Raw genomic sequence first — 12,465 nt, 5'->3', positions numbered from 1 at the left:
CCTGAAATCGTTTGATATCCAGCCGGCGTCAGAGTTCGAGCTTGGCCGGAAAACCAGGTGCGCGCAGGTCGGTGCCGACGGCATCTTCCAACAGTTTGACGATCTGGGTCGACCAGGCGCCGCCGCCATAGGCGGCCTTGCCTTGCTGAAAAATGGCGTTGACGTGCGATGCCAGCTCAAGCGGCACGCCGGACTGCTCGCCGATGGCGAGCGCGAAGCCGAGGTCCTTCAGCGCCAGGTCCATGGTGAAGCCGATGTCGTAGGAGCCGTTGAGGATGAGCTGGCTTTCGGTCTCGTGGACGAAGCTGTTGCCGGAGGAGGCTGATATGGCGTGGTAGGATTGGGCGAGGTCAAGCCCGCCCTTTTTGGCCAGCATCAGCGCTTCGCCGGCGGCAACGAGATGGATGAAGGCGAGCATGTTGGTGATCACCTTGATCACCGCCGCCGAGCCGACCGGACCCATCAGGAACGATTTTGCGCACATCGCCTCGATGGCCGGTCGATGACGCTCGTAGAGCGCAGGATCGCCGCCGACCAGCGCCGTGATCTTTCCGGCCGCCGCCAGGTGCACGCCACCGGTGACCGGGCATTCCAGCGTCTCGACGCCCCTGGCCGAGGCGACGGCGGCGAGGCGGGTAATTTCGTCGCGGCCGTTGGTCGACATCTCGATCCAGGTGCCGCCTGCGGGCAGGCCCTCCAGCAGACCATCGGCGCCCGCCAGCACGGCTTCGCTCACCTTCGGAGAGGGCAGGCAGGAGATTGCGTTGCCGGCCCGTGCGGCGGCCTCGGCGGGGCTGCTTGCCGCTGTGGCCCCGAGCGCCACCAAGCGTTCGACGGCCGCGGGATCGCGGTCGAAGACGGTGACGGCAAAGCCGTTGCGGACCAGGCTGGCGGCAAGGTTGCCGCCGAGATGGCCAAGGCCGATAAAGGCGTAGCTTTCGTTCACGGCATCAGCGGCGTCTGCATCATCTGCAGATGCAGGTCCTTGCCCGTGTAAGGGTGTGCTTCGCAGACCGCCTCGTTGAGCTCGACGCCGAGGCCGGGCTCCTTCGACGGGATGACATTGCCGTCCTGCCACTCGATCCTTTTCTTCAGCAACGTGGCGTGGAAACCGTCCCACTGCTTCAGCGATTCGAGGATGAGGAAGTTGGGCAGCGTCACCGCCAGTTGGATGTTGGCCGCACCCACGATCGGTCCGCAATAGCAATGCGGTGCGATCTGGATGTGGTAGGCCTCGGCCATCGCCGCGATCTTCTTGGTCTCGAGGATGCCGCCGGAGCGGCCGAGGTCCGGCTGCAGGATGGTCGCGGCGCGGTTCTCGATGACGCGGGCGAACTCGAACTTGGTCGTCAGCCGCTCGCCGGTGGCGATCGGGATCGAGGTCGCGCGGGCCACTTGGGCCATGACCTCAGGCATATCAGGTGGCACCGGCTCCTCGAACCACAAGGGATCGTAGGGTTCGATGGCGCGCGCCATGCGCAGCGCGCCGGACGCTGTGAACTGGCCGTGCGTGCCGAACAGGATGTCGGCGCGGGTGCCGACCGCCTCGCGGATCGCCTTGATCATGCGGGTGGACAGGTCGATATCGACGAGGCGCGGCTGATGACCGTCGAAGGCGGTGTAGGGGCCGGCGGGGTCGAGCTTGACGGCATTGAAACCCTGCTCGACATATTCGAGCGCGCAGGCAGCGGCGAGATCTGGATCGTTGTAGACGTTCTTGCCGTGCACATCCTCGGAATGGACGCTGCCGCTGTGCGGATAGAGATAGGTGTAGGAACGCAGCGTTTCGTGCACTTGGCCGCCGAGCAGTTTATAGACCGGCTTGTCGGCTTCCTTGCCGATAATGTCCCAGCAGGCCATTTCCAGCGCCGAGAAGCAGCCCATGCCGGACACATCGGGGCGCTGGGTGAAGCCGGAGGAATAGGCGCGGCGGAAGAAATTCTCGATGTCGTGCGGGTCGCGGCCGATGAGATAGCGCTCGGCCATGTCCTCGACCATCCGGGCGGTAACATGGGCCGAGAAGGTGGCGTTGTAGGCCTCGCCATAGCCGACGACGCCGCCGTCGGTGGTCAGCTTGACGAAGATGAAATACTTGCCGCCGATGCCGGGCGGCGGATTGCCGACAACCCAGGTCTTGACGTCGGTGATCTTCATTCTTGGTCCTCCAGAACCAGTTCGGCGCCTTTCCAACCGGTCATGATCGAGGCGGCGTTGGTGTTGCCGGTGATGTTGTCGGGAAAGATCGAGGCATCGATGACGCGCAAACCTTCCAGACCATGCACCTTGAGGCGCGGGTTGACGACGGCGCGCGCGGGATCCGGCCCCATGCGGCAGGTCGAGACCGGATGATATACGGTGCCCGAGCGCTTCCGGAAATCCTGGACCAGATCGGCATCGGAGGTGATCGAGGGACCGGGCAGGACCTCTTCCTCGATGATCTCGGCCATGGCGGGCATCGAGGCGATCTTGCGCACGAATTTCACCGCTGCCAGCATCTCCTCGACATCGGCATTGGTGGAGTAGGCATTGGCCGTTATCTTGGGGTAGTCGCGCGGATTGGCCGAGCGGATCATGATCTCGCCACGGCTCGACGGGCGGCAGTTGGATAGGCCGATGGAAAAGCCCGGCCATGGGTCCGGCGTCAGGATGGGGCGCTCGCCGCTCTTGGGAATGACGGTCGAGAAGGCCTGGAAATAGAGCTGCATGTTGGGCCGCGTCGCCGTAGGGTCGGTGCGGAAGAAGCCGCCGGCATTGTTCATCGACAGCGACAGCGGGCCGGAGCGGGTCAGGATGTACAGCATGCCGACCAGCAGCTTGCCCCACCAGGGACGCAGCGTCTGGTTGAGCGTCGGCAGCTTGCCCTTGAAGGTGTAGTTGATGCCGACATGGTCCTGCAGATGCGCGCCGACATTCTCGTTGCCGTGGACGATCGGAATGCCCAGGCCCTTCAGTAGCGCGGAAGGGCCGACGCCGGACAGCTGCAGCAATTGCGGCGAGTTGACCGAACCGCCCGACAGGATGATTTCGCGGCCGGCACGCGCCGTCTTCATCTCGCCGTTCTGCTGGTATTCGACGCCGACGGCACGCTTGCCCTCGAACAGGATTTTTGTCGCCAGCGCCTTCATCTCGACGCGGACATTCCCGCGCTTCATCGCCGGGCGCAGGAAAGCGCGCGCCGCCGACATGCGGCGGCCATTGCGGGTCGAGATCTGGTAGATGCCGACGCCCTCCTGGGCGGCGCCGTTGAAATCCGGGTTGAGCGGCAGGCCGGCCTGCTGGCCGGCGGCGAGATAGCGCTTGGTCAGCGGGTGGACGGCGTTAGAACAGTCGGTGACATGTAGCGGGCCGCCCGTGCCGCGCCATGTGTCGGCACCGGCCTGGTTGTCCTCGAGCGCCTTGAAGGTGGGCAGCAGATCGTCATAGCCCCAGCCGGGATTGCCGGCGGCTGCCCAGGCATCGAAATCCTCGCGCGCGCCCCTGATCCAGACCATGGCGTTGATCGAGCTCGAACCGCCGAGCAGTTTGCCGCGCGGCCAGTGATCGGCATTGCCGGCGAGGCCCGGGTCCGGCTCGGCCTTGTAGTTCCAGTTGACGTCGGGATCGAAGAAGGTCTTGCCGTAGCCGAGCGGCATCTGGACGTAGAAGCGGCGGTCTGTGCCGCCGGCCTCCAGCACCAGCACCGAGAAGCGTCCCGAGGCCGAGAGTTTTTCGGCCAGGACCGAGCCGGCCGAGCCGGAGCCGACGATGATGAAATCATAGGTCTGCATGATGATGCGGGCGGCTCCGGAAAATTGGCTGCAGCCTAGACGCGGCGGCGCTCCCAAGTCGCCGCGCCATCCGGCATCAGTTGTGAAAAAAGCGACCGCCGAACTGGTCGAGTTTGCGGGGATACCCGACAATCGCGCTTGATATGCACCGGGGCGACAGCTTATGCGATGGGATCGGCCACCTTGCGGAAGGCAGGAAATCATATGCGGACCCTCCCTGACGCGTTCATCCCCGAACTGCCGGGCCATTACAGCGGCAAGGTCCGCGAGAACTACGACTTGGCGGATGGCAGGCGCATCATCATCGCCACCGACCGGCTCAGTGCCTTCGACACCATCCTGACGTCGATCCCCTACAAGGGCGAGATCCTTACCCAGACGGCGCGCTACTGGTTCGAGGAAACCGCCGACATCTGCCCGAACCATGTTCTCGAATACCCCGACCCGAACGTCGTCGTCGGCACAAGGCTCGACATCCTGCCGGTCGAGATCGTCGTGCGCGGTTATCTGGCGGGTACCACCAGCACCTCGATCCTGACGCGCTACAAGCGCGGTGACCGTGACATGTACGGTATCCGCCTGCCGGACGGCCTGCGCGACAATGAAAGACTGGCGGAGGCGATCATCACGCCGACCAGCAAGGCCGCGCATGGCGGCCATGACGAACCGCTGTCCAAAGCGGAGATTCTCGAGCAGGGCCTGCTTACGCCAGCGCAGTGGGATACCGTATCGGACTACGCCTTGCGGCTGTTCGCCCGTGGCCAGCAGCGTGCCACTGAGCACCGCCTGATCCTGGCCGATACAAAATATGAATTCGGCACCGACAAGGACGGGACCATCATTCTTGCCGACGAAATCCACACGCCCGACAGCAGCCGGTACTGGATCGCGTCGAGCTACGGACAGGCGCTTGCCGACGGCAGCCGGCCGGTTAGCTTCGACAAGGATTTCATCCGCTCATGGGTCTCGGCGCGCTGCGATCCCTACAGTGACCCGATTCCAGAGATACCCGACGAGATCGTCGAACAGGCTTCGCGGGTTTACGCGCAGGCCTATGAGGCGATCACGGGCAAGGAATTCGTGCCCGATGTTTCCGGGGATACGGTGCTGGACCGCATCAGAGCTAACCTTGCAGGTTATTTTTGAGAGTTGCCCCTCTCAGCTAACGCCTGGTCTTAAGCCGCGCAGTCGACCCCACTCCGTCGAGCTTGGTGCCTTCCTCTCCCTCCGAAGGGGGGAGAGGCGAGCGAAGCTCGACGGAGTGGGGGAAGCCTCCTCCAAAACCCGAAGCCGCTGGAAATCAGGCACAACCGCGCGAATGCCAGGGTTAGCCTATGGCCATGGAGGCCAGGAAACAGCAGCTGCGGCGCGTTGACCTGGTCCTGCAGCGGCGATACGGATCGATGATCATCACCTCACAAGGATTTCTCGCATGGTGCACTACGCTGAAGGACGGCCGCTTGGCGATCTGACGCTGCGCACTCTGGCCATGCCTTCGGATGCCAATGCGGCGGGCGACATTTTCGGCGGCTGGGTGATGGCGCAGATGGACCTGGCCTGCGGCATCCGCGCCGCCGAGCGCGCCAAGGGCCGCGTGGTGACGGCGGCGGTCAAGGAAATGTCCTTCGCCAAGCCGATGAAGATCGGCGACACGCTGTGCATCTACACCCATGTCGAGCGCGTCGGCCGCACCTCGATGACGCTCAAGGTCGAAGCCTGGGCGCAGCGCTACCTCTCCGACCTGATGGAAAAGGTCACCCATGCCGATTTCGTCATGGTGGCGCTGGATGGCGAAGGCAAGCCGAAAGCGGTTCCCGCCGAAGGCTGACGCGAGCCGTTTTTCCCACGCTTGGTCATTTGTAACATGCCTCTCCGGGGAGACACGTTTCGCGACATCCGATGGTTGCCTCCAAGCCCGATCCTGCTGCAATCGGAGGAGAGACAATGCGTCAACATCTGCTGAACGGTTGGCTCGTGGCAGCCCTGGTCGCGACGACCTGCCTGCTCGGCGTGACCGCCTACGCGGAGGTGAAGGAAGATATCTCGCGCAGTGCCTGCACGCATGGGGAACAGGCTCCCGGCAAGCAGGGCGCACGGTGTGATAGCTGTGGCGCCGCGCGATGCGATGTCCGCGCATCAGGAGCCTGAGCGGCAGCCGTCAGGAGACGGAATGAGCGGCAATCCGCCAGCCGACACGGCGCGTGCATCCGGGCAACGATCCGCACAGCCGAGATAGAATTTCCGATCAGACAAGCCGGATGTTGCGTGCCGGGCTGGATCCCTTGCGGTGCAAGGGTTTCAGGCGTGCGTGCCGTCGAATTTTTCGCGCGCAGCCTTGACGCGCATGGTGTTCGCGCGCGCCCATTCGCTCAGTGCGCTGACGGGGATCAGCAGCTCGTGGCCGAGCTCGGTCAGCTCATAATCGACGCGCGGTGGAATGGTTGGAAACACGGTGCGGGTGACGAAGCCGTCACGCTCCAGCCCGCGCAAGGTGGTGGTCAGCATCTTCTGCGAGATGCCGCCGACGGCAGCGCGCAATTCGTTGAAACGCAGCGGTCCGTCGCCCAGCTTGCCGACGACCAGAACGGTCCATTTGTCGCCGACGCGCTGCAGGATTTCCGAGATGGCGCGGCAGTCTTCGGAGCGGTGTGGGTGCCTCGGTAACAAAAAAGTGCCTTCTTGTGCATCGCGTTTCCAGTATCTCATATAGCGCAGGTATCCAAATGATACCAGTACTTCGTGCAAGGAGAGCCCTTATGTCCAAACCCAAAATTGCCATCGTCGTCGGATCGACGCGCGCCGCTCGTTTCGCCGATGTGCCAACCCAGTGGATCGCCAAGATCGCCAAGTCGCATGCCGACATCGATGTCGAGGTCGTCGACCTGCGCGACTTCCCGCTGCCGTTCTTCGACGAGGTCGCATCCTCCGCCTGGGCGCCGTCGCAGAACGAAGTGGCACAGCGCTGGCAGAAGAAGGTCGCCGAATTCGACGGCTTCATCTTCACCGCCGCCGAATACAATCATGGCCCGACGGCCGTGCTGAAGAACGCCATCGACTACGCCGCCAATGAATGGAACAAGAAGTCGGCCGGCTTCGTCGGTTATGGCAGCGTCGGCGGCTCGCGTGCCGTCGAACAGCTTAGACTGTATGCCGTCGAATTGCAGATGGCGCCGGTCAAGTCGGCCGTCCATATCGCCTGGGGCGATTTCCTCGCCGTCCGCCAGGGCGAGAAGAAGCTGGAAGACCTCGAGCATCTGAACCAGGCCGCCACCGCGCTGGTCAACGATGTTGCGTGGTGGGCCAAGGTGCTCAAGGCAGCGCGTCAAGCCGACGCCGTTGCCGACGAAGTCAAGGCGGCCTGACCGCCAATTCGAATTATCCTCCCAAGGATCCAGGGCGGCGCTTGCGTCGCCCTTTTTCGATTATAGCGGCTCGAATTGAAAGCTGGCGCCGGATCGGACGACGCGGCCGATGCCGGGCGAATCCAGATGCGCGCCGGCAACGAAACAATGTTCGTTGGCTGCAAGCGCCAGCAACCGCAACCGGCTTTCGCGCGCCTGGTCCTGATCGGCGTCGAATTCCCACGTCACCTCAGGTCGATCGAACTGAAGCGATGGGACGTGAACGGTGTCACCCCAAATCAGAACGCGTTCGCCGCCGCTCGAAACGCAAAAGCAGCTATGTCCCGCTTCATGGCCATGAGCGTCGACAATGTCGACATGTGTCCCGATACGGTCTCCGGCTTCGAAGGCTTCTGCCATGCCGTGAAATCGTTCGAGCCGCGCTTCGGCGCGAAAAAAGCCGAGTTCTTCCCCGGGAACGAGCAAGCGCGCCAGGCGCGGGAAAGCGTCGCGGCCGTCGGCAAGCACAAGACCATGGATGTGGTCGAGATGCGTGTGGGTGAAGCAGACGGTACGGACTCGTCCGGCATCGATGCCGGCTTCGTCCAGCGCCTCGGGAAGTCGGCCCATGGTGGGATGCCAGGCGTTCGAGGCGCCGGTGTCGATCAGGATGATCCCGTTTCCATCGTCAATCGCGAAGGCATTGACGGAAAGCCTGAGTTGACCAGCAACCAACGCGACTTGTTGCGGCAATTCATCGCCAAATGGCTTGTCGCCGCGTTGCCGAAGCCGTCCGATCGGCATGTCGACATAGCCATCGCGCAAGGAGGTGATGCGCAAGTCACCAAGATCGTAGGTCTGATAAAGGTCGCCTGAAGCTATGCGGCGCATTTTTTCCGATCCGTCTGTAAACAATCGACAACATGCGACGGGCCAGCCGCGTCGGCAACCCGCCCCGTCAATTCGATCTATGCCATGTGTGCGTGCGTCGCCTGCCGTGACCGGATGATGCAGTCGGCGAGGCGGTCTGCCTCGTCCAACTCGTCGGTATGGTGCTGATATCCGGATGTCGCGAAAGCCGCGAACACGACGCCAATCGGGGTTGGACTGCTACATCGACGGGACTGCCATCTGGTCGCGCCCTTTGCCCTGATATATCCGGCTGCAATCCGTCACATGAGTGAAGCCGTGAAGACATCCAGCCTGACCGGCGCCGTTTCCCCGATGATCCCGGTGCTCGTATGCGCGCTGGCGATCTTCCTGCTGTCCGGGATGGATGCAGCGATGAAGATCCTGGTCATCGCGGTCGGCGTCTACAACACCTTGCTGTGGCGCAGCATGGTCGCGACCGTGGTCGCGGGCGCGGCCTGGCTGGCGGGACCGCGCTTAAAGCCAACCGTTCCGGTGCTGAGGCTGCATGCGCTGCGTGCCGCGGTTGTCGGCGTCGTCCTGATATCCTTCTTCTGGGGCTTGGCCAGGCTGCCGCTCGCGGAGGCGATCGGGCTCAGTTTCGTGGCGCCCTTGTTTGCCCTGTTTCTCGCCGCGCTACTGCTGGGCGAACGGATTCGGCGCCAGGCTGTCTGGGCATCGCTGGCCGGCATTGCCGGCGTCGCCATCATCATGGCCGGCCAGTTCGGGCAGTCAGACTATTCGCAAGATGCCATGCTCGGCACGGCGGCGGTGCTCGTATCGACGGTGTTCTACGGCTACAATCTCATCCTCGCCCGGCAACAGGCGCAGTTGGCCAAGCCGATCGAGATCATGCTGTTCCAGAACCTTTGCGTTGCCATCCTGCTCGGCCTCGCGGCACCCTGGCTCGCCGTCGCCCTGCCGAGTAATCTTTGGCTTCCTTTGGCCGGGGTGACGGTGCTGTCGCTTGCCGGGCAGTTCCTGATGAGTTGGTCCTACGCCCGCGCCGAAGCGCAATATCTGATCCCGACGGAATACTCGGCCTTCATCTGGGCGGTCGCGCTCGGCTGGTTCTTCTTCGGCGAGGAGGCGACCTGGACCACCTTGACCGGAGCATGCCTGATCGTCGCCGGCTGCCTGATCGCCGCGCGGGCCAGTCCCAGGCTTGCCGAGCCCATCGAAATGGCGGTTTGAGCGCCGACGTTCAGCGTCCTGCAGGATCGCGAAAGACCCCAGTCTCCACCTCGTGCATGAAGTGAGCGATGAGAGCCGCGCATTGGCGATGATGCGTTTCGAGAAGCATGTGTCCGCTCTCAAAGACATGGATTTCGACTGCGTCGAGGTCGCGGCTGTAGGCCATGATCTCGTCCAGCGCGAAGAAGGCGTCGTGCCGTCCCCACAGCACGAGGCATGCTGGCTGTTGGTCGCGGAGATAGGCTTGGATGGCCGGGAAGCGCGCGATGTGCGAGCCATAATCGGTGAAGAGTTCGAACTGAATGTCGGTGTTGCCGGGCCTCGCCAGGCGCTCCGTATCGAGATACCAACCCTCGGGCGGAAACAACACCTTCAGACGCTCGGGGAGACCGCCGATATATTGATTTCGGGTCCCCTCGAAATTCATCCAGTCCGGCAGTTTGGCGCGGTTTTCTTCAGTCGGTTCGGCGAAGAATGCCTTCGGCGCGTCCCATTCCGGTCCCAGCCCCTCGTCATGAGCATTGCTGTCCTGCGCGATCAGGCCGAGGATGCGATCCGGCTGCCGTGTGGCGAGATGGTAGCCGACAGGCGTGCCGAAGTCGGTGATGTAGAGGAAGAATCGCTGCATGCCGAGGGCCTCGACGAAGGCTTCGATCGTGTTGGCCAGGTTCTCGAACGTGTAGTCATAGGCATCGATGGAAGGGGCGGACGAAAAGCCGAAACCGGGCAGGTCCGGCGCCACCACATAGGCTGTTTCCGCCAGCGGTTCGATGACATTGCGATAGACGTGCGACGAAGTCGGATATCCGTGCAGCAGCAGGATTGCCGGTCTGCCGGGGTCGCCGGCATGACGGTAGAAGATGTCGAGGCCGTCGACATTGATGGTTTCGTGGTAGGTCTTGTAACGATTGCTGCACATCCTCTCTCTCCCAGTGGTCCGCGCCGACCTGGCGGCGCTATGGGTTTGACACCACATATCCCTGTGATAGTGGTTACATCATGTAACCGTATAATGCGGTTGATGAGGTTATGTTCCATGGGCGATGCATACACCGAATGGGTGCCGGATCACTTCATAGGCGGGCATCCCGCCTTGGACCTGTCGAACGCCGTGTTCGACCGGCGGGTGCCGGCAGCAGACAATGAACTCTTCAAATCCGTCCGGGATGTTGCGAACTGGTTCAGCGCCTCAGGGCTTGCCGACGATCGCCAGGCGCAGGCCGTTGCCGAGATAGCGGACGGGCGGTTCGTGGAAGGTGTCCGCGAAATGCGGGAGGCGTCATTTCAGGTTTTCGAGCCAATCGCCGCGGGCAAACCGTCTGCGGTCGAACCGCTCGGTTTGTTGTTCTCGCGCACGGCAAGCTCGCTTGCCGCCGGCTCTATCGAACTGGATGGCACCAGGCCGAAGCTTGCCCTTGCCCGGTGGCGGGACCCGGACGCCGTCACCGCCTTGCTGGCCATGCTGTCCATTGAAGCGTTCTTCACCCTGCCGCGCGACAGGCTGCATTCCTGCCCTCGCTGTGGCTGGCTTTTCCTCGATACGTCGCGAGGCGGCAAGCGGCGCTGGTGCAGCATGCGCACCTGCGGCAACCGCGAGAAGGTCTCGCGCCACCGAGATCATGCCCATGCCTAGACCCGGGTTAGCCACGTCGTTTTGCTGCGGGCAGGCCGAATACCGGCGCGTCACTCCGGAAGACCGGCCTTGCGAAAACCATCGACGAAATGCTCGAGCGTAGCGGCGTCGCGGAATGGCTCGGTCGTCGCCCAGTGATGGGTTGTGAAATGCGGGTTGCCGACGAGAAACAGCTCGGCCTCCGCGCGCGCCTCGTCGAGCCGGCCGAGTTGGGCCAGGCTTGCGGCCAGGAAACGGCGTGAGCTTGTGCGATAGGTCTCGTCACGGCGCAACGTCTCGATAGCGGCTTGGTAGTCGCGCGCCGCATATTGCGCCTGGCCGAGCGTCAGATAGTACCAGCTCGCTGGAAACGGGTTCAGCCGGAACGCCTTGCTGATGTGCTCGAGGCCCTCTTCGACCCGGCCGGACAGGACGGCGATGTCGGACAATGCCGCCCAGGTGTCGGCCTCGTTCGGGTCGAGCTCGATCGCCTTGGCGAATTCCGCATCCGCTTCAGTGAAACTGCGCTCATAGGCAAGCAGATAAGCCAGGATCCAGCGACAGCCGGCATCGTTGGGATCGATCGCCACGGCCTTGCGCGCCAGCTCCAGGGCAACGCTGCGGGCAGCCTCGGTTGGTCCGCCCCAATGCACCTGTCCCATCCAGTGGTTCATGGCAAGCCAGCGATAGGGCTCGGCGTAATCAGGATCGAGCGACACCGCGCGCGTCAGCATCAGATGCGCTTCCTGCGCCATCTGCGGCGAGTCGTCGATCAGCTTGCGCGCCCGCACGCAGAGGTCATAGGCCTCCAGATTTCGCGGCCGATTGCGCGGCGGCGGCGCGCGCAGCCGGCCAAGCAGCGCTTCCACGATCTTGGCCGTCACCTCGTCCTGAACGGCAAAGATATCCTCCAGGCCGCGATCGAAGCGTTCCGCCCACAGATGATCGCCGCTCACCGCGTCGACCAGCTGTGCGTTGATGCGCACGCGCCCCGCGGCGCGTCGTGCGCTGCCTTCCAGCAGGTAGCGCACGCCAAGATCCCCGGCGATCTCGCGCACGTCCATCGCTTTTCCCTTATAGGCAAAGGTCGAGTTGCGGGCAATGACGAACAGGCCGGAGATCCTGGACAGGTCGGTGATGAGGTCTTCGGTCAACCCGTCCACGAAGGAATCCTGCTCGGGATCGTTGCTGAAATTGACGAAGGGCAGCACGGCTATCGATGGTTTGTCGGGCAGCGGCAAGGGTTTTCGCTTGGCCTCGCCGAGCTGTTCGACGGCCCCCGTGAAACGGTAGCCGACGCGCGGAACGGTGGATATCCATTCGCCGTTCTCGCCGACAGGACCAAGCAGCTTGCGCAACTGCGCGATCTGGACGGTGAGGTTGCCTTCCTCCACGGCCGTGCCCGGCCATGCAGCGTCCATCAACTCGGCCTTCCCCAAGATTTCACCGGGCCGCCCGACGAGTGCTGCAAGCAGGCTCAGCCCGCGATAGCCAACGGCAACGGGGACGTCGTTCCGAAGCAGCGTTCCCGCACCCGGATCAAGCACGAACGGACCAAAGGCAAAACGCGATCCCTGCATAGGCGCATCTATAGAGCAATTCCAGGAAAAGTGTGAAGCGGTTTTCTGTTCGGAATTGCGTC

At 63.2% G+C, this 12,465-nt stretch carries 13 protein-coding genes; 6 read left to right on the top strand and 7 right to left on the bottom strand.

Annotated features, from left to right (window positions below):
• Positions 1-28: 28 nt before the first annotated feature.
• Genes AC0L24_RS04815 through AC0L24_RS04805 form a run of 3 tightly spaced genes read right to left on the bottom strand, consistent with a single transcriptional unit; the run spans position 29 to position 3,767 of the window.
• Positions 29-946, bottom strand: a complete 918-nt coding sequence (locus AC0L24_RS04815) for an NAD(P)-dependent oxidoreductase (RefSeq protein ID WP_127809555.1) — start codon at positions 944-946, stop codon at positions 29-31.
• On the bottom strand, positions 943-2,154 hold the full coding sequence (locus AC0L24_RS04810; protein WP_473563502.1) for a mandelate racemase/muconate lactonizing enzyme family protein: 1,212 nt from the start codon (positions 2,152-2,154) through the stop codon (positions 943-945). The genes AC0L24_RS04815 and AC0L24_RS04810 overlap by 4 nt, the downstream gene beginning before the upstream one ends.
• A complete protein-coding gene (locus AC0L24_RS04805; protein ID WP_473563501.1) occupies positions 2,151-3,767 on the bottom strand; it encodes a GMC family oxidoreductase in 1,617 nt (538 codons plus the stop codon). The genes AC0L24_RS04810 and AC0L24_RS04805 overlap by 4 nt, the downstream gene beginning before the upstream one ends.
• A 204-nt stretch (positions 3,768-3,971) precedes the next feature.
• Here AC0L24_RS04805 and AC0L24_RS04800 point away from each other — a divergent pair, with 204 nt between their 5' ends.
• From AC0L24_RS04800 to AC0L24_RS04790, 3 genes are all read left to right on the top strand, one after another.
• Complete coding sequence (locus AC0L24_RS04800; RefSeq protein ID WP_473563499.1) at positions 3,972-4,913, top strand: phosphoribosylaminoimidazolesuccinocarboxamide synthase; 942 nt, start codon at positions 3,972-3,974, stop codon at positions 4,911-4,913.
• 286 nt (positions 4,914-5,199) lie between these two features.
• Entirely contained in the window at positions 5,200-5,595 is a 396-nt protein-coding gene (locus tag AC0L24_RS04795) for an acyl-CoA thioesterase (RefSeq protein ID WP_013530049.1), read from the top strand.
• Between the two features lie 116 nt (positions 5,596-5,711).
• Positions 5,712-5,915 carry a hypothetical protein gene (locus AC0L24_RS04790; RefSeq protein WP_127271958.1) on the top strand — a complete coding sequence of 68 codons (204 nt, stop codon included), beginning with the start codon at positions 5,712-5,714 and terminating at the stop codon, positions 5,913-5,915.
• Between the two features lie 150 nt (positions 5,916-6,065).
• On the opposite strand, the gene AC0L24_RS04785 is transcribed toward AC0L24_RS04790, so the two are convergent.
• Positions 6,066-6,434 carry a winged helix-turn-helix transcriptional regulator gene (locus AC0L24_RS04785; RefSeq protein ID WP_164781857.1) on the bottom strand — a complete coding sequence of 123 codons (369 nt, stop codon included), beginning with the start codon at positions 6,432-6,434 and terminating at the stop codon, positions 6,066-6,068.
• A gap of 89 nt (positions 6,435-6,523) precedes the next feature.
• Between AC0L24_RS04785 and AC0L24_RS04780 the strand changes: the two genes are divergently transcribed.
• Positions 6,524-7,129, top strand: coding sequence for an NADPH-dependent FMN reductase (locus AC0L24_RS04780; RefSeq protein ID WP_127809560.1), 606 nt, complete (start codon positions 6,524-6,526; stop codon positions 7,127-7,129).
• Between the two features lie 60 nt (positions 7,130-7,189).
• Here AC0L24_RS04780 and AC0L24_RS04775 read toward each other — a convergent pair whose 3' ends face one another.
• Positions 7,190-7,912 carry an MBL fold metallo-hydrolase gene (locus AC0L24_RS04775; RefSeq protein WP_473563629.1) on the bottom strand — a complete coding sequence of 241 codons (723 nt, stop codon included), beginning with the start codon at positions 7,910-7,912 and terminating at the stop codon, positions 7,190-7,192.
• 372 nt (positions 7,913-8,284) lie between these two features.
• On the opposite strand from AC0L24_RS04775, the gene AC0L24_RS04770 reads away from it, so the two are divergent.
• A complete protein-coding gene (locus AC0L24_RS04770; RefSeq protein WP_473563497.1) occupies positions 8,285-9,211 on the top strand; it encodes a DMT family transporter in 927 nt (308 codons plus the stop codon).
• A gap of 10 nt (positions 9,212-9,221) precedes the next feature.
• Here the strand turns inward: AC0L24_RS04770 and AC0L24_RS04765 are convergent, their stop codons facing one another.
• Entirely contained in the window at positions 9,222-10,130 is a 909-nt protein-coding gene (locus AC0L24_RS04765; protein WP_127396669.1) for an alpha/beta fold hydrolase, read from the bottom strand.
• Between the two features lie 174 nt (positions 10,131-10,304).
• On the opposite strand from AC0L24_RS04765, the gene AC0L24_RS04760 reads away from it, so the two are divergent.
• Positions 10,305-10,844: a CGNR zinc finger domain-containing protein gene (locus AC0L24_RS04760; RefSeq protein WP_245481681.1), complete on the top strand. Its 540-nt coding sequence runs from the start codon at positions 10,305-10,307 to the stop codon at positions 10,842-10,844.
• Positions 10,845-10,894: 50 nt separating this feature from the next.
• On the opposite strand, the gene AC0L24_RS04755 is transcribed toward AC0L24_RS04760, so the two are convergent.
• The gene (locus tag AC0L24_RS04755) at positions 10,895-12,403 is read right to left on the bottom strand and encodes a winged helix-turn-helix domain-containing tetratricopeptide repeat protein (RefSeq protein ID WP_127809563.1); all 1,509 of its coding nucleotides are present in this window, start codon (positions 12,401-12,403) and stop codon (positions 10,895-10,897) included.
• Positions 12,404-12,465 lie beyond the last annotated feature (62 nt).

Source organism: Mesorhizobium sp. WSM4809, assembly GCF_055811655.1.
This window is presented reverse-complemented; position numbering and strand designations above follow the sequence as displayed.